General features: G+C 63.8%; 16 protein-coding genes and 1 pseudogene. 13 read left to right on the top strand and 4 right to left on the bottom strand.

Features of this window, described 5'->3' with window-relative positions; all coding sequences use genetic code 11:
• The coding region (locus Q0K17_RS07075) for a 4Fe-4S dicluster domain-containing protein (RefSeq protein WP_294541374.1) at positions 1-546 on the top strand (546 nt) is incomplete at its 5' end.
• 89 nt (positions 547-635) lie between these two features.
• Here Q0K17_RS07075 and Q0K17_RS07080 read toward each other — a convergent pair.
• A complete protein-coding gene (locus tag Q0K17_RS07080) occupies positions 636-1,568 on the bottom strand; it encodes a sugar phosphate nucleotidyltransferase (RefSeq protein WP_294541378.1) in 933 nt (310 codons plus the stop codon).
• A gap of 245 nt (positions 1,569-1,813) precedes the next feature.
• On the opposite strand from Q0K17_RS07080, the gene Q0K17_RS07085 reads away from it, so the two are divergent.
• Positions 1,814-2,995 carry a patatin-like phospholipase family protein gene (locus Q0K17_RS07085; RefSeq protein ID WP_294541380.1) on the top strand — a complete coding sequence of 394 codons (1,182 nt, stop codon included), beginning with the start codon at positions 1,814-1,816 and terminating at the stop codon, positions 2,993-2,995.
• Between the two features lie 61 nt (positions 2,996-3,056).
• Positions 3,057-4,652, top strand: coding sequence for a putative PEP-binding protein (locus Q0K17_RS07090; RefSeq protein ID WP_294541382.1), 1,596 nt, complete (start codon positions 3,057-3,059; stop codon positions 4,650-4,652).
• 100 nt (positions 4,653-4,752) lie between these two features.
• Here the strand turns inward: Q0K17_RS07090 and Q0K17_RS07095 are convergent, their stop codons facing one another.
• Both Q0K17_RS07095 and prmA read right to left on the bottom strand, forming a co-directional pair.
• On the bottom strand, positions 4,753-5,484 hold the full coding sequence (locus tag Q0K17_RS07095; protein ID WP_294541384.1) for an RsmE family RNA methyltransferase: 732 nt from the start codon (positions 5,482-5,484) through the stop codon (positions 4,753-4,755).
• 3 nt (positions 5,485-5,487) lie between these two features.
• Complete coding sequence (gene prmA, locus Q0K17_RS07100) at positions 5,488-6,405, bottom strand: 50S ribosomal protein L11 methyltransferase (RefSeq protein ID WP_294541394.1); 918 nt, start codon at positions 6,403-6,405, stop codon at positions 5,488-5,490.
• 73 nt (positions 6,406-6,478) lie between these two features.
• Here prmA and Q0K17_RS07105 point away from each other — a divergent pair, with 73 nt between their 5' ends.
• The 4 genes from Q0K17_RS07105 to Q0K17_RS07120 are packed head-to-tail and all read left to right on the top strand — an operon-like array spanning position 6,479 to position 8,938.
• Positions 6,479-7,057 carry a GNAT family N-acetyltransferase gene (locus tag Q0K17_RS07105; protein WP_294541405.1) on the top strand — a complete coding sequence of 193 codons (579 nt, stop codon included), beginning with the start codon at positions 6,479-6,481 and terminating at the stop codon, positions 7,055-7,057.
• 43 nt (positions 7,058-7,100) lie between these two features.
• Positions 7,101-7,544, top strand: a complete 444-nt coding sequence (locus tag Q0K17_RS07110) for a SpoVA/SpoVAEb family sporulation membrane protein (protein WP_294541408.1) — start codon at positions 7,101-7,103, stop codon at positions 7,542-7,544.
• Positions 7,545-7,550: 6 nt separating this feature from the next.
• The gene (locus Q0K17_RS07115) at positions 7,551-8,585 is read left to right on the top strand and encodes a stage V sporulation protein AD (RefSeq protein ID WP_294541410.1); all 1,035 of its coding nucleotides are present in this window, start codon (positions 7,551-7,553) and stop codon (positions 8,583-8,585) included.
• A complete protein-coding gene (locus tag Q0K17_RS07120; RefSeq protein WP_294541412.1) occupies positions 8,582-8,938 on the top strand; it encodes a SpoVA/SpoVAEb family sporulation membrane protein in 357 nt (118 codons plus the stop codon). The genes Q0K17_RS07115 and Q0K17_RS07120 overlap by 4 nt, the downstream gene beginning before the upstream one ends.
• A 72-nt stretch (positions 8,939-9,010) precedes the next feature.
• Here the strand turns inward: Q0K17_RS07120 and rpsT are convergent, their stop codons facing one another.
• Positions 9,011-9,280 carry a 30S ribosomal protein S20 gene (rpsT, locus tag Q0K17_RS07125; RefSeq protein ID WP_204648758.1) on the bottom strand — a complete coding sequence of 90 codons (270 nt, stop codon included), beginning with the start codon at positions 9,278-9,280 and terminating at the stop codon, positions 9,011-9,013.
• 194 nt (positions 9,281-9,474) lie between these two features.
• Here rpsT and spoIIP point away from each other — a divergent pair, with 194 nt between their 5' ends.
• The 6 genes and pseudogenes from spoIIP to Q0K17_RS07155 all read left to right on the top strand — a co-directional run.
• Positions 9,475-10,620 carry a stage II sporulation protein P gene (gene spoIIP, locus Q0K17_RS07130; protein ID WP_294541416.1) on the top strand — a complete coding sequence of 382 codons (1,146 nt, stop codon included), beginning with the start codon at positions 9,475-9,477 and terminating at the stop codon, positions 10,618-10,620.
• 78 nt (positions 10,621-10,698) lie between these two features.
• Positions 10,699-12,096 (top strand): asparagine--tRNA ligase, encoded by a 1,398-nt coding sequence (gene asnS / locus Q0K17_RS07135; RefSeq protein WP_294541419.1) that lies wholly within the window; start codon positions 10,699-10,701, stop codon positions 12,094-12,096.
• Complete coding sequence (gene mutY / locus Q0K17_RS07140) at positions 12,096-13,136, top strand: A/G-specific adenine glycosylase (protein WP_294541422.1); 1,041 nt, start codon at positions 12,096-12,098, stop codon at positions 13,134-13,136. The genes asnS and mutY overlap by 1 nt, the downstream gene beginning before the upstream one ends.
• A gap of 175 nt (positions 13,137-13,311) precedes the next feature.
• Entirely contained in the window at positions 13,312-13,554 is a 243-nt protein-coding gene (locus tag Q0K17_RS07145; protein WP_294541424.1) for a phosphatase, read from the top strand.
• A gap of 121 nt (positions 13,555-13,675) precedes the next feature.
• Positions 13,676-14,929: a M23 family metallopeptidase gene (locus tag Q0K17_RS07150; protein ID WP_294541427.1), complete on the top strand. Its 1,254-nt coding sequence runs from the start codon at positions 13,676-13,678 to the stop codon at positions 14,927-14,929.
• A 59-nt stretch (positions 14,930-14,988) separates the two neighbouring features.
• Positions 14,989-15,587: pseudogene (locus tag Q0K17_RS07155) on the top strand (hypothetical protein); the annotation flags it as partial.

Here is a 15,587-nt window from a genome sequence, read left to right on the forward strand (position 1 = left end):
AGCCTGAAAGCGGTGGTCCTGTGCAACGGCGGCGAAAACTGCGGCAAGCGGTTCAGCTACCAGGGCATCCAGACCTGCGCCGCTGCGGCTTCTGTGGCCGGCGGCCCCAGTGCCTGCGCCTTCGGCTGCCTGGGCCTGGGTGACTGCACCCGCGCCTGCATGTTCGACGCCATCCATGTGGTCAACGGCGTGGCCGTGGTGGACCGTACCAAGTGCACCGGCTGCTCTGCCTGCATGAACGTCTGCCCGCGCCATGTCATCGACATGAAGCCCATTGCCCCGCAGCCTGTGGTGGAATGCTCCAACACCGACCGCGGCGCCATCGTCAACAAGACCTGCAAGGTGGGCTGCATTGCCTGCGGTCTGTGCGTCAAGAACTGCCCGCAGCAGGCCATCTTCCTCAAGAACAACGTGGCCGTCATCGACTACACCAAGTGCAACGGCTGCGGCACCTGCGTGACCAAGTGCCCGAAGAAGGTCATCCACTGGGTGGAAGGCAAACCCACCTCGGTGGACGCTCCGGTGCCCGAACACCAGGTCCTGTAATGGCTTTTGCCTGAACAAACCCAATAACAACGCCGCCCCGGCAGGGAACATCCCGTGCCGGGGCGGCGCTTTTTGTATATGTGGTTTTCTCAGAACAGATGGTCCGCGGGGTAGAGCCCTTCCGCGCTCATGCGGCGCAGGGCTTCCACCAGTTCGGGTTTGTCCTCCCGGTAGGTGATGCCGTGCCAGCGGTCGGAGCTGGTAAGCACGGTGACCTGGGCAGTCCCTTTTTCCAGGGCGGCGGTGACCACGCTGGGCAGATAATATTCACACTTCAGCGGATTCACCGGCAGGCTGGCGTCCAGGAAGGCGGCAAAGCCCTCCCGGGCACGGTCGAGAAAATCCGGGGTGAAGCCCCACAGGTTCATGGACACCACCGCGTCGGCGGGCAGGTCGGTCCAGTGGGCGCCGTCGTCCTCGGTAAAGTGGATGCCGCCCGCATAGGTCTCAATGCGGGTGCGTTCGGTCACGCTCACCAGACGGTTGCTCTCGTCCAGGGTGCACACGCCCCGGGACACCGACCCGTTGGCGCTCACCGTGTTGCCCAGCAGAAAGCCCACCATGCACCAGGGGGCGGGGGAGCCGTCCATGGCCCGGGCATTGGCCAGATGTTCATAGATCAGCCGGAAACCCTGGGGGCCGTAGTAGTCGTCGGCATTGATGACCGCAAAAGACGCGTCGATCACATCCGCCGCCGACAGGATGGCGTGGGCGGTGCCCCAGGGCTTGATGCGGCCCTCCGGCACGGCAAAACCGGCGGGCAGTTTGTCCAGGGTCTGGTAGGCATAGCGGACTTCCAGGCCGGCTTTTTCGGCCCGGGCACCCACGCTGGTGCGGAACGCCTCGTCAATCTCCGGCTTGATGATAAAGACCACCGTCTCGAACCCGGCACGGCGGGCATCATACAGGCTGTAATCCAGGATGGCTTCCCCGGCGGGACCCACCGGGTCGATCTGCTTCAGGCCGCCGTACCGGCTGCCCATACCCGCCGCCATCACGGCCAGGATCGGTTTTCTGTTCATAAAAATCCTCCCCATCTGTACGGATGTCTGTTGCTTTTATTGTATACGTTTGCCCGCCGGGATGCAAGCACCGGAATGTGATGGCAGGGAACGGTTAAATTCCGGTAAATTGCGGCGAAAACCGATAGTATTTTTGACACAGACGTGCTATAATGTATACCAACTAATGTACCAACTGAAAATTCCAGGAATCTTTTTTGCCGCGTACAGGCGGCCATTCTGCTGTGGATACGGAGGGGATGAAGATGGGCACAACCTGCAGGGGTCTGGTGCTGGCCGGCGGCGGCGCCAAGGGCAGTTACCAGGTCGGGGCATACCGGGCACTGAAGGAGCTGGGCTGGCAGCCCGACATCATCACCGGCACCAGCGTGGGCTGTCTGAACGCGGCCCTTTTTGTGCTGGACAAGGTCTCCGAGGCGGAAGAACTGTGGAAGAACCTGGACATCCATGGCGTGCTGGAAATGCCGGACGGCAAGACGCCGGAAGAACTGCAGAACTTTCTGCTGGATACGGTGCGCAGCGGTGGGCTGGATCTGGAACCTTTGGGGGATGTGATCGACCGCTACCTGGACGAGGACGCCATCCGCGCCGCCCCGGTGCGCTACGGACTGGTCATGACCGAGATGAACACCCTGAAGAGTGTGCAGCTCACCCTGGACCAGATCCCCCAGGGCCGCCTGAAGGAATACATGATGGCCTCCAGCGCCTGTTTTCCGGCCCTGCGGCCCCGCACCATCGACGGGGTGAAGTATATTGACGGCGGCTGGCGGGACAATATGCCGCTGACCCTGGCCGCCAGCATGGGCGCCACCGAACTGGTGGCGGTGGACATTGAAGGGGTGGGCTACAACAAGCCCAACCGCACCGGCCTGCCCACCCGGGTCATCCGCAGCCATTGGGACCTGGGTCCCATGTTTGACTTTGACGGGGTGCGGGCCGTGCGCAATATGGCCCTGGGCTACCTGGACACCCTGCGTGTCTTCGGCCGGGTGGGCGGCACGGCTTACGCCCTTCTGCCGGACCCGGACGGCTTTTTGCCCAAGTTTGCCGCCGCTTATCAGCAGCAGCTCTCAGCAGCCGTCTCCCGGGCTCCCACCCTGGCTTTGGCCGAGACCATGGCCCGACAGCGCCGGGACTATCCGGCCCCGTTCTCCCAGAATCTGCTGGCCCCTACCCGGGGGGCCTCCGCGCCGCTGGAACTGGCAGCGGAGAAGATGAACGTACCGCCGGAGGAACCCTACACCCCGCGCCTGCTGGCACTGACCTTCTTGGGCAGCTTTGACCGGGATCCCGCAGACCGCTTCCGCGTGCTGCTGGGCAGGGAAGAGGGCAACCACATCGGGGAGACGGCCATGGCCGCCGCCGCACCGGATGATTTTGTCACGGCGCTGGTGTCCCACACCTTGCAGGAAATGCGGTTTTTCTGATGGGGCACCCGGTCCGGCAATGCCGTCATATTGCCGTATACAGGAAAGGAGCGTGCAGCCTATGCGTACATTTACAGGAACCACCGCTTCCGGCGGGCTGACCATCGGCCCCGTGGTGCGGATCGACCGCGGCCTCATCGGGCTGCACCGTATCGTCAGCGACCCCTATCAGGAGCGGGCCCTGTATGATGCCGCCATCGTGCTGGCCAAGGATGAACTGGCCATGCTGCGCAAGCGGGCCCAGGACCCCAAGGATGCCGACATTCTTCTGTTCCAGATGGCATTGCTGGAGGACGAATCCTTCACCAATGAGATCGGCGATTATATCGCCGCGGGAGCGGGCAGCGCCGCTGCTGTGGAGCGGGCTGAACGCATCTTTGCCGGCCGCATCAGCAACATTGACGACGACTATATAAAAGAACGCAGTGTGGACGTGTGCGACGCCTGCCGCCGGGTGGTGGACATTCTGGACGGCCGGTCCCGCCGTCCTTTGCAGCTGGATCAGCCCAGCATCCTGGCGGCGGACCTGTTCTATCCCAGCGATCTGTTCGCCCTGGACCGCAGCATGATCCTGGGGCTCATCTCCGACCGGGACAGCGTCACCAGCCACGCGGCCATCATGGCCCGGGGAATGGGCATCCCGGCTCTGTGCCGGTTGGGAGAAGGCGTCTCCAAAAGCGCCGAAGGCCATACGGTGGTGCTGGATGCCGAGCGCAGCAGCCTGGTGGTGGACCCCACCCCCGAACAGGTGGAGGCGGCCCATCACCGCATGGAGCAGCTGCAGCACCGCCGGCGCCGCCCGGACCCGCGGATCAACAAGCCCAACCGCACCCGGGACGGCACAGCCTTCGTGATTCTGGGGTCGGCCAATTCCAGCGAACCCAGTGAGATCCGGGCTGCCCTGGACAACGGCGCCAACGGCGGCATCGGTCTGGTGCGTACCGAGTCCATGATTCTGAACAATTACGATGAGGAACGGCAGGTGGCCGAATACCGCAAGCTGCTGGAAAGCGCCGAAGGCTGGCCGGTGGTGGTCCGTCTGTATGACCCCGGTGCCGACGACGGCGCGCCCTGGGTACAGACGGTGCAGACCCTGGCCGCCCGGGATTCCCTGTACAAGACCCAGAAGCGGGCCTTGCTGCGGGCCGGCGGGTCCGGGGTCCTGCGGGTGGTGGTGCCCATGATCTGCGGTGTGCAGGGCTGGGACGAGTGCATGCACAGTTTTGAGGAATGCAAGCGGGAACTGCGCCGGGAAGGCATCCCCTTTGATGAGGATCTGCCGGTGGGCTGCATGATCGAAGTGCCCGCCTCGGCGCTGGAAGTGTCCGAAATCATCGAACACGGTGCCCGCTTCCTGTACATTGACCTGGACGATCTGGCCAACTTCATCTATGTGCAGCCCCAGAATGAACGGGAGGAGCGGCGCAAGACCGACACGCCGGTGGTCAAGCGGCTGGTGCGGGATGTGCTGGATGCCGCTTCGGCCCACAACACCGATGTGACCCTGTGCGGCATCCCGATGAATCAGCTGGACGCCATGCCCGGGTATATGTTCCTGGGGGCCCGCAGCTTCTGCGTGGAAAACGCCTGCCTCACCGAACTCAAGGGCAGCCTGCTGCAGCTGGATCTGTCCGGTCAGCGGGGACAGGAAGCCTGAAAAACAGTTGAAAAAAGCCCCCGTGCCGCATATACTGGGCCGGGGGCAGGAAAACGCGGGGGACGCCGTCCGGCATCCCCCGCGTTGTTGTCTGTCTGGTTTATTCCAGGTCCCCCGTCAGGGTCATCACGGCGGCCAGCGCCGCCAGGGGGGCAGTCTCGCACCGCAGGATGCGGGGCCCCAGGCCCACCGTCACCCCGCCGGAAGCGGCAGCCTGCTGGGCCTCCTCGGGGGCAAACCCGCCCTCGCTGCCGGTGACCAGGGCAATGCGGGCGGCATCCGGCGTGTCCGCTATAATCTGCCGCAAAGACCTTCCGCCGCCCTCGTAAAAGAAGAGCACCAGGTCATACTGCCCGAACTCGGCGCAGACCGAGGCAAAATCCGGCAGGGGCATCCGCACATCCGGCACCAGCCCCCGGCCGCATTGCTTGGCGGCCTCAGCGGCAATGCGGTTGTACCGCTCATTCTTTGCCTCCTCCTTTTTGGGGGCGGCCACACAGTACCGGCTGAAGAAAGGCACCACCTGCGCCACCCCCAGCTCCACGCTGTGGCGGATGACCTCTTCCAGCTTCCCCTGTTTGGGGTAGGCGGCGTACAAGGTCACCCGGGTCCTGGGCTCGGCGGTGCTGGGATACCCCTCGCTCACCGTGAACAGGACCCGGTCCCCCTGGATGCTCTCGATGCGGCCGGTGTATTCCAGGGCATCCGGACCGCACAGGACCACCTCATCCCCGATGCCTGCCCGCATCACATGGACCAGGTGATGGGCGTCGGTACCCTGCAGGACCGCATGACCGTCGGCCACGTCCCGGGTAAAATAGCGGTGGGGCATCTCTCAGTCCTCCTTGCGGCAGACGATGCACACCCAGCCGCGCTTCTCGTGCACTTCAAAGGGATCCAGTCCGGCGGCGCGTAGGCCTTCCAGCACTTCCTCCTTGCGGGTGTCGATGATGCCGGAGGCGATGAACACCGCACCGGGGGCCATCAGGGCGGGCACATGGGGCGCCAGGGACAGAATGGCCGACGCCACGATGTTGGCGGTGATGATGTTGTACACACCGCTGGCCTTGTCCGAAAGGTCTCCCACCAGCACTTTGAACCGGTCCTGCACCCCGTTGCGCTGGGCGTTTTCCCCGGCGGTGCGCACGCACATGGGATCAATGTCCACGCCCTCGGCCTCGGCGGCGCCCAGCTTCAGGGCCGCAATGGCCAGAATGCCCGACCCGGTGCCGATATCCAGCATCCGCTCGCCGCCCTTGATGCGGGCGTCCAGCACCTCCAGACACAGGGAGGTGGTTTCATGGGTGCCGGTGCCGAAAGCCATGCCCGGGTCCATGGTGATCACGGTGCGGTCGGTCTGGTATTCCTCCCAGCCGGGAACGATGGCCAGCCGCTGACCGATGTCCATGGCGTGGTAGTATTTTTTCCAGGCGTTCTGCCAATCCTCCTGTTCGACACCGGTGGTGGAAAGGGTGTACTCAATGCCCGAAGCATCCAGCCGCTCCCGGAACAGGGGCAGCACCTCGGCCAGGTTCTCGTCCGGGGCCAGATACATGTGCACCTTCACGACATCCCGGGGCTGGTCCAGCAGATCCTGCTCGATCAGGTCCACATGGGCGATCTCCCAGGCCTGCTGTTCCAGATCGCTGTAATCTTCAATATAAATGCCGCCGTTGGCCACCATGGTGGCGATGGCTTCGGCGGTGTCGGCGTACTTCTGGGGTACGGTGATGGTAATGTCGGTCCACTCCATAATTCGGAATCCTCCTGCTGCAAGATAGTTGTATTATACCGCATCCCACGCGGCTTGGAAAGGGGCGCTTTGTATGAACCTGAGGCTTTTGCCGCTGGACGCGGCACAGGCAAAAGCGGTGTATGACCGCTGGATGAAGGCGGATTTCCCGCCGGAAGAGCTCAAACCCTACGCCAGTATGGCCCAGATGATGGAAAAAGGCTGGTACGAACCCCTGGCCCTGCTGGACGGCACCACCGGCGCCATGGCGGCCTATGCCTTCCAGACGGTCATGCCCGACTGCCGGTGCGCTCTGCTGGATTATTTTGCAGTCCTGCCGGACCGGCGGGGCCACGGCACCGGCACGGCGGCCCTGAAAGCCTTGGCCGGACATTACCGGGACCGGATGGAGGCCCTCATCATCGAGTGCGAACACCCCGCCGAAGCCCCCGACCCGGAGACAGCCCGACGGCGCATCGGGTTCTATCTGCGGGCGGGGGCCCGCACCACCGCCATCGAAAGCCGGCTCTTCGGGGTGCGGTATCTGGTTCTGGCCCTGCCCTGCGGGGATGCCGTGCCGGATGCGGCGGTCAACGCCGACCTGCGGCGCATCTACCGGATGACGGTGCCGGAACCCTACTACCGGGGCAACGTAATATTTTACGGGGGCTGAGGGCATACTGGGAACAAACACCTTTTATAAAGGAAGTGTTCCCGTGAAACTGGACCCCAAAACCTATGCCAGGATGGTCCGGCATGCCATGCCCCATTCTCCCGTTCTCAAGGACTGCCTGTGGGCGTTCCTTGTGGGCGGCGGGATCTGTCTGGCGGGGGAGATGCTGCGGCAGACCTACCTTGCCTGGTATGATGCAGAGATGGCCGGCACCCTGACCAGCATCACCCTGATCTTTGCCTCGGCGGTGGCCACCCTCTTCGGCTGGTACCAGAAACTGGCCGTCCACGCGGGGGCGGGTACCCTGGTGCCCATCACCGGCTTTGCCAACTCGGTGGTCAGTCCGGCCATTGAGTTCAAGACCGAAGGCTGGGTCACCGGCATCGGTGCCCATATCTTCGGCATTGCCGGACCGGTTCTGGCCTTCGGTACCCTGGCCAGCTGGGCCTGGGGCGTGATCTACTGGGCCATGAGCAAAGGAGGGTGAGGAAAGATGTCGGTCCGCCGCAAAGATACCATTGTTTTTGAGCATCCTCCCGTCATCTCCACCTGGGCCGCCGTGGGCGGCAAGCGGGAAGGGGAAGGTCCGCTGGCCGCCGGTTTTGATCTGCTGGTGGAGGACGCCTCCTTCGGGCCGGAAGGCTGTTCCGGCTGGGAAAGTGCCGAGACCATGCTCCAGTCCAAATGTGCCAAGATCTGCCTGCGCAAGGCGGGTATCTCCGCCCGGGAGGTCACCCTGGCCTTTGCCGGGGACCTGCAGGCCCAGTGCACCGCCAGCGCCTACGCCATGCGGGCGCTGGGCGTGCCCTTTGCGGGGCTGTACGGGGCCTGCAGCACCATGGCGGAATCCCTCTGCCTGGGAGCGGCCTTTGCCGGGGCGGGCTACAGTGAGCGCACCCTGGTCATGACCAGCAGCCACTTCTGCGCCGCCGAACGCCAGTTCCGCACCCCGCTCACCTACGGAGGCAAGCGCACCACCACCGCCCAGTGGACCGCCACTGCCGCCGGGGCCTGCCTGCTGCGTCCGGCGGGAGCGGAGGGGGTCCCTGTGCTGTCGGTGACCTTCGGCCGGGTGCAGGACTACGGGGTGCACGATATCAACAATATGGGCGCCGCCATGATGCCGGCGGCGGCGTCCACCCTGCTGGCCTATTTTCATGCCTTTGACGCCGCACCCCAGGACTTCGACGCCATCCTGACGGGGGATCTGGGGGAGGTGGGCAGCGAGCTGCTGCACACCCAGATGCGCCGGGAAGGCTACGACCTTTCCAACCACTGGGACTGCGGCTGCCTGCTCTACGATACCTCCCGCCAGAACGTACAGGCAGGGGGCAGCGGTCCGGGGTGCAGCGCTGCGGTGCTGTGTGCCCGGGTGCTGCCCCGGCTGCAGCGGGGAGAGTGGAAACGGGTGCTGTTCCTTTCCACCGGTGCCCTCATGAGCCAGACCACCTTTCTGCAGGGGGAAAGCATCCCCGGCATCGCCCATGCGGTGGAGCTGGGCGCACCAAAGGAGGGGGAAAAGGCATGAGTTACCTGTGGGCATTTGTCATCGGCGGTGCCATCTGTGTGGTGGGCCAGCTGCTGCTGGACTACACCGCCCTGAGTCCGGCCCGCATCCTCACCGGGTATGTGGTGGCGGGGGTGGTGCTCAGCGCGGCGGGACTGTACCAGCCGCTGGCCGATCTGGCCGGGGCGGGGGCCAGCGTGCCCCTGCTGGGGTTCGGCCATCTGCTGGCCCAGGGGGTCTGCCGCGCCGTGGACCAGACCGGTCTGCCCGGAGCCTTTACCGGGGGGCTGTGCGCCGCTTCCGGCGGTGTGACGGCCAGCCTGGTTTTTGCCCTGCTGGCAGCATTGGTGGGCCACAGCCGGGACCAGAATTGAAAAGCATCCGCAAAAACGAAAATTCCCGCCCCTGGGTCGAGACCCTGAGGCGGGAATTGTTCTTGCTGGAATTTACTGCGCAGCGTTGACCTTGTTGTTGCGCTTGGCCATGCGGCTGACCTTGCGGGAAGCAGTGTTCTTATGGATGACACCCTTGCTCTTCGCAGAGTCAATGGCAGAGACGGCCGCACGGATGACGGCGTCCTTGTCAGCAGCATTGCTGTCGATGGCAGCGTCTGCCTTCTTGATCACTGTTTTCAGGCTGGTCTTGATGGCCTTGTTGTGCATAGCCTCTTTCTTGGCCTGCACCACGCGGTCCTTCTGGGATTTAATGTTAGGCATTCGTTCCACCTCCTTGGTTGACCCATAACAGTACAAATTATACTAGCATATTTTTGGGCGCGTTGCAAGACCTTTTTTGAAATTTTTTGGCGTATCCCTTCCGGTTTTCGGCGTTTGGCGGGGCATTTCCGTCCCGTGGGCAAATCCGGGGCCCTCCCCGCATATACTCAAATTCAGGGAGAGGAGGGATCGCCATGTTGGAACTGCGCCGTGGGCTGGCCCGCCTGGGGGCCGGAACGCTGGCGGCCGTGCTGGGACTGGGCTGCGTCTGGGCAGCGGGGCGGCTACCGCCGGGGAACTGGGGGCTGCGGGCGGCGGCCTTTGTGGTGGCACCGGCAGCCACCCTGCATGTCTGGCAGGAAGAACTGGCGCCCGCCGACCAGACCACCCGCACCATGGCGGCGGCCAGCGCCACGCCGGTCCCGGCCGGGGAACCGACCCCCGCCCCGGCCGTTACACCGGACCCGGCGGCAGTTTCCACACCGGAACCCGCCGCCACGGCGTCTCCCTCCGTCACCGCTCCGCCGGATCTGGCCAACGCCGGGGCTATCCGCGCCCAGTTCTACTCCCAGGGCAGCGGGGAAGGGTATGTGCAGCTGGATGCCGGCAGCATCAAGAACTCCACCCAGCACACCGATGCCGAACTGGCCCGAGCTGCGGACGGCCCGCTGCCTTTTGAGGTGGAACTGGACAGTGAGGAGCCCCAGGTGCTGATCCTGCACACCCACGCCACCGAGACCTACCAGACCTGGGACGACCTTGTCTATGACCCGGACTTTTCCGCCCGCACCACCGATGCCTCCCTGAATATGTGTGCGGTGGGGGACCGCATGACCGAGATCCTGAACCAGGCAGGCATCCGCACCGTCCACGACACCACCCTTCATGATTCTCCCAGCTATACCGAAAGTTATGCCCGCAGTGCCCAGACCGCCCGGTCCTGGGTGGAAAAATACCCCAGCATCAAGGTGATCCTGGATGTGCACCGGGACGCCATCGAAAACTCTGACGGCACCCGCGTCAAACCTCTGTGCCAGATCGACGGGCAGGACACCGCCCAGGTCATGATCATCGCCGGATGTGACAACGGCGGCACCGTCAATCTGCCCCACTGGCAGCAGAACCTGAAATTTGCCGCCGCCTGGGAGACCGAGATGGAGACCCTGTACCCCGGTCTGACCCGCCCGGTGCTGTGCGGGTACCGGTTCTACAACCAGGATGTGACCACCGGCAGCCTGCTCATCGAGATCGGCGGCCATGCCAACACCCTGACCGAGGCAGTGCGGGGCGGCGAGTACGCTGCCCGGGCTCTGGCAGCCCTGTTCCGGGGGCAGGGGTGAGAATTTTGGGCTGTACATTCCCGCTCCGATGCGCTATAATTACCCATATCTATATTGTTTAGAGGAGAGGGGACCCCCATGGATTACCTGAAAAACCGGATCGAGTTGTCCAAGCTTTACACCGACACCCCCGCCGATGGCACCGTTGTGACCGTCTGCGGCTGGGCCAAGACGGTGCGTGATTCCAAAAAGATCGGCTTCATCTCGCTGACCGACGGCAGCTGCTTCAAGCCCGTGCAGATCGTGTTTGAGGCCGCCCGTCTGGAAAACTATGCCCAGGTGGCCAAGTGCGGCCTGTACACCAGCTTCGCGGTCACCGGCCGCCTGGTGCTGACCCCCGGCGCCCGCCAGCCCTTTGAGATCAACGCCGACGCCATCGAGATCCTGGGCACCTGCGGCCCCGAGTACCCGCTGCAGAAGAAGAAGATGAGCACCGAGTACCTGCGCACCATGACCCATCTGCGTCCGCGCACCAACACCTTCCTGGCGGCTTTCCGCCTGCGCGGTCAGGCCGCGTACGCCCTGCACCGCTTCTTCAACGAGAACGGCTTTACCTATGTGCATACCCCCATCTTCACCAGCTCCGACTGCGAGGGCGCCGGTGAGATGTTCCAGGTCACCACCATGAACCTGTGCGACGTGCCCCGCAACGAGGAGGGCAAGGTGGATTTCAGCCAGGACTTCTTCAAGTGCCCGGTGAACCTGACCGTGTCCGGTCAGCTGGAAGCCGAAGCCCTGGCCATGGCTCTGGGCAAGGTCTACACCTTCGGCCCCACCTTCCGCGCCGAAAAGAGCTATGACACCCGCCATGCCGCCGAGTTCTGGATGATCGAGCCGGAGATGGCCTTCGCCGACCTGGACACCTATATGAACACCGCCGAGGCCATGACCAAGTATGTCATCCGCTACCTGCTGGACCACTGCGCCGACGAGCTGGCCTTCTTCAACCAGTTCTTTGACAAGGGCCTGCTGGAGCGGCTGCAGCTGGTGGCGGACAGCGATTTCGCCCGGGTCAGCTACACCGACGCCATCGAACTGCTGAAAAAGAACGATGCCAACTTCCAGTACAAGGTGTACTGGGGCATGGACCTGCAGACTGAGCACGAGCGCTACCTCACCGAGCAGGTGTTCCAGAAGCCGGTCTTTGTCACTGACTATCCCAAAGAGATCAAAGCCTTCTATATGCGCATGAACGACGACGGCAAGACCGTGGCCGCCGCGGATATGCTGGTACCGGGCATCGGCGAGCTCATCGGCGGCTCCCAGCGTGAGGAGCGCCTGGATGTGCTGACCCAGCGCATGCAGGAACTGGGCCTGAAGCAGGAAGACTACGACTGGTACCTGGACCTGCGCCGGTTCGGCAGCGTCAAGCATGCAGGCTACGGCCTGGGCTTCGAGCGCCTGCTGATGTACGTCACCGGCATCCCCAACATCCGTGACGTCATTCCCTTCCCGCGCACCTGCGGTGGTTTCTGATGCGGGGCGTCGCCGCAAAACTGCTGCCCTGGTTTGAACAGAATCGAAGGCTTCTGCCGTTCAGGCAGGAGCCTTCGGCTTACCATATCTGGGTCAGCGAGATCATGCTCCAGCAGACCCGGGTGGCCGCCGCTTTGCCCTACTATGAGCGCTTTGTGGCCGAACTGCCCACCCCGGCAGACCTGGCGGCCTGCCCGCCTGACCGCCTGCGCAAACTCTGGCAGGGGCTGGGCTACTACAGTCGGGCCGCCAACATGCAGAAGGCCGCCCAACAGGTGTGCGACCTGTACGGCGGGGAACTGCCCGCCGACTGGGAGGCCCTGCGGGCCCTTCCCGGCATCGGGGATTACACCGCCGGCGCCATTGCCAGCATCGCCTTCGGCATTCCCGCCCCGGCGGTGGACGGCAACGTGCTGCGGGTCTTTGCCCGTATTTTTGATGATGATGCCGACATCACCCGCCCTGCCACCAAACAGCTGTTCACCCGGCGGGTGATGGAGGAAATGCCCAAAGCCACTCCCGGCCCTTATAATGAGGCCCTCATGGAGCTGGGCGCCCTGGTCTGCGTTCCCGGCGCGCCCCAGTGCCAGGTCTGCCCGCTGCAGGAACTGTGCAGCGGCTATGCTTCGGGACGGGCGGCCTCCCTGCCAGTGAAGCCGCCCAAGAAGGAAAAGAAAAAGGTCCCGGTCACGGTGGCCCTCATTGAAAGCGAGGCCGGGTATCTGCTGCAGCGCCGTCCGGCCCGGGGGCTGCTGGCCAATCTGTGGCAGCCCCTGTGCTTTGAGGGCGAAAGCCTGACCCGGGAAGAACTGGCCGGCCGGCTGGAAGCCCTGGGGGTGGCCGTCACCTGGCAGGAAGCCCTGGCACCGGCCCGTCATGTGTTCACCCACCGCATCTGGGAGCTGTCCGGCTGGCGGGGCACCGCGTCCGCCTGTGACCTGCCGGAAGGTCTGGCCTGGGGCCGTGCGGACGATGCAACAGGAAATTTCACCGTGCCAAGTGCTTTTGCAGCTTATGTGCCGGGAGCCGGAAATCAATAAATTTTCACAGGTTTTCCCGGTAGCGGTTGGTAAAATTTTACGTTTGCGTTGTTGTATTCTAATCCGGGGTCGGTTATAATAAAAGCAGCTGACCCCGGTATGCCCGCCCAAAGGGCTTGGCATGCCCACACAATGCGGTCCGCCCTGGCGGCCCGCCGGTTCGGAGGAATGTATTATGATGAAAAAATCCACGTTTGGCGTTGCTCTGGCTTTCATCGCGGCTGCGGCCGGTGTTTTGACCGCCGTTGCGCTGTATCTGCGCCGCCGCGAAAAGGAACTGGACGAGTACGAGCGCCTTCTGTACAGCGACAATGAGTTTGACGACGACGAGGATGAGGACACCATCTACGAGCCCATCGAGACCGAGCCGGCCAAGCCCGAAGACGGTGAAGCCGGCGACGAGTCGTCTGCCGACTGATTCCATCGCCGCATAAGACCTGTGCAGAAACGGCCAGGTGCGGCCGGGGCGTGCTTTCGGGCACCCCGGACCGTACCCGGCTTTTGCTTTCGGCGTTCGGCCGCAACAGGAAGGAATCGGTATGAAAAAATTGCTGCTTTGGCTCCTGATGGTGGTTGTGATGGTCGCTCTGCTCCTGGGCGGGGCGGCCGCGGCCCTGTATGCCATGACGGGGGAAAACAAGCTGCCGCAAAATCATCCCACTCTCGGGGAGGCCGCTCTGGAACCCAACGGATATGACTGGACGGTGCCGGTGCTGGGACATGTGGTGGAACGCAATTTTTCCAGCCTGACCAACCTGACGGTCCAGAAGCTGGGAGATATGGGGGATACCTCTCCCGTGCTGACCCTTCCCGACTGGGTCAACCGTTCGGAGATGACCCTGACCGGCCCGGACGGTACCGTGGCCGCCCAGGGGGACGCCTCCGCCTACATGGAGTATGTCTACACACAAAACGGCCAGTATCAGCTGGACCTGACCCTGTACCGGGACGCCCAGCCCGATGTGAACGGTGTTTCCACCGGCTGGTATGCCTATCGTGTCAACTATACCGTGAACATCCAGCCCAAGGCCACCCTCAGCACCACCAGTGCACCCCAGGGAACGGTGGTGGCGGTGTCCGTCACCGGGATCCTGGACGGCAGTACTCCCACCCTGGAAAGTGATCTGGGCACCGTCTGGTTCCGCAAGACCACCGACGGATTTATGGGATACATCCCCATCACCTACAACACCTCCGGCGGGGAGCATGAGCTGACACTGACCTGCGGGGAGCTGGTCCAGCAGCTGGCCCTCTCGGTCACCGAAAACAAGGTCTCCACCGTGCAGGTGGAACCGGAGGAGGAGGTCACCGTACCCGGTGCTTCCGACCAGTACAAAAATGCCATCTGGCCGCTGTATGCCCAGGGCAGCAGCGATAAACTGTGGCAGGGTGCCTTTGCCGCCCCCTGTACCAGCCTGCCCACCGCTCAGTACGGGGACCGTCTGATGACCGACGGCGCCGTGACCAGCCGTTCCACCGGGCTGACCTACGCCGCGGCGGAACCGGGCAGCACGGTCAGCGCGCCGCAGAACGGGACCGTCGCCTATGCAGGGGAACTGGCCCTCACCGGCGGCACCGTGGTCATCGACCACGGCTGCGGTGTCAAGAGCTATCTGTTCGGTCTGGGCACCGTCAGCGTGCAGCAGGGCCAGACCGTTGCCCGCGGGGACACCGTGGGTACCACCACCGATGTGCATGACCTGATTTATGAGCTGCGCATCGGCAATAAATCTGTTGATCCCGCCGCGGCCATCAAGGGCTCCAGCGGTTTACAATACCAGGAAAACAAATGAGCGTGCCCCTTTCACGGCCGCCGTTTGGTTGTTGCGCATAGATATGGGACGGGTTAGTTATGGAGGAAAAGACTTTCGAAAAAGAAAAAGCACCGGCCGCGGGACAGAACAGTTCCCCGGCCGGACATAACAGGCGTCGGCGCCGTCGCAAAAAGAGCGGGGCCCAGCGTGCTGCTTCCGCACAGGCCGGACAGAACCGGGAGACGCTGAAAGGGGAGGTCCCCGCTGAGAACAAGGCGGAAGCTTCCCCGTCGGACCGGCCGGAAGAGACGCCCGCCGGCCAGGAAACGGCCCCGGCGGCCCAGACCCCGGCTCCGGCGGCAGAACCCGCCGAAACGCCGGCACAGCGGCCGGACAAAGAGCCGGCAGCCCCGGAAGGGCCGCAGGCACCGGAACTTCCGGAACTGCCTGAGGAGGAACCGCCCCGCGCACCGGAAAACCCGGAACCGGCTGAATCCGCAGACCCGGCAGAGGAGGCCGAACCGGCCCGGACGCCGGAGGTTGCCCAAGGGGACGGCGAGGAGGAGAAGGTGTCCTCCGGGGCGGAGGACGCGTCTGAGGAAGCCGAGGAGGAGGCCGACGGGGAGGCCGAATCGGCCGAACAGCAGCAGCGCGCCGCACAGATGACCCGCACGGTCCAGCTTTCCATTGAAAAAAT

The organism is uncultured Gemmiger sp. (assembly GCA_944388105.1).
GTDB lineage: Bacteria > Bacillota > Clostridia > Oscillospirales > Ruminococcaceae > Gemmiger.

Bases quoted from the DNA above. Each gene is read 5' to 3' on its own strand.
- Q0K17_RS07080 (WP_294541378.1), bottom strand. From the start codon at position 1,568: ATGAACAGAAAACCGATCCTGGCCGTGATGGCGGCGGGTATGGGCAGC.
- Q0K17_RS07085 (WP_294541380.1), top strand. From the start codon at position 1,814: ATGGGCACAACCTGCAGGGGTCTGGTGCTGGCCGGCGGCGGCGCCAAG.
- Q0K17_RS07090 (WP_294541382.1), top strand. From the start codon at position 3,057: ATGCGTACATTTACAGGAACCACCGCTTCCGGCGGGCTGACCATCGGC.
- Q0K17_RS07095 (WP_294541384.1), bottom strand. From the start codon at position 5,484: ATGCCCCACCGCTATTTTACCCGGGACGTGGCCGACGGTCATGCGGTC.
- prmA (WP_294541394.1), bottom strand. From the start codon at position 6,405: ATGGAGTGGACCGACATTACCATCACCGTACCCCAGAAGTACGCCGAC.
- Q0K17_RS07105 (WP_294541405.1), top strand. From the start codon at position 6,479: ATGAACCTGAGGCTTTTGCCGCTGGACGCGGCACAGGCAAAAGCGGTG.
- Q0K17_RS07115 (WP_294541410.1), top strand. From the start codon at position 7,551: ATGTCGGTCCGCCGCAAAGATACCATTGTTTTTGAGCATCCTCCCGTC.
- Q0K17_RS07120 (WP_294541412.1), top strand. From the start codon at position 8,582: ATGAGTTACCTGTGGGCATTTGTCATCGGCGGTGCCATCTGTGTGGTG.
- rpsT (WP_204648758.1), bottom strand. From the start codon at position 9,280: ATGCCTAACATTAAATCCCAGAAGGACCGCGTGGTGCAGGCCAAGAAA.
- spoIIP (WP_294541416.1), top strand. From the start codon at position 9,475: ATGTTGGAACTGCGCCGTGGGCTGGCCCGCCTGGGGGCCGGAACGCTG.
- asnS (WP_294541419.1), top strand. From the start codon at position 10,699: ATGGATTACCTGAAAAACCGGATCGAGTTGTCCAAGCTTTACACCGAC.
- mutY (WP_294541422.1), top strand. From the start codon at position 12,096: ATGCGGGGCGTCGCCGCAAAACTGCTGCCCTGGTTTGAACAGAATCGA.
- Q0K17_RS07145 (WP_294541424.1), top strand. From the start codon at position 13,312: ATGATGAAAAAATCCACGTTTGGCGTTGCTCTGGCTTTCATCGCGGCT.
- Q0K17_RS07150 (WP_294541427.1), top strand. From the start codon at position 13,676: ATGAAAAAATTGCTGCTTTGGCTCCTGATGGTGGTTGTGATGGTCGCT.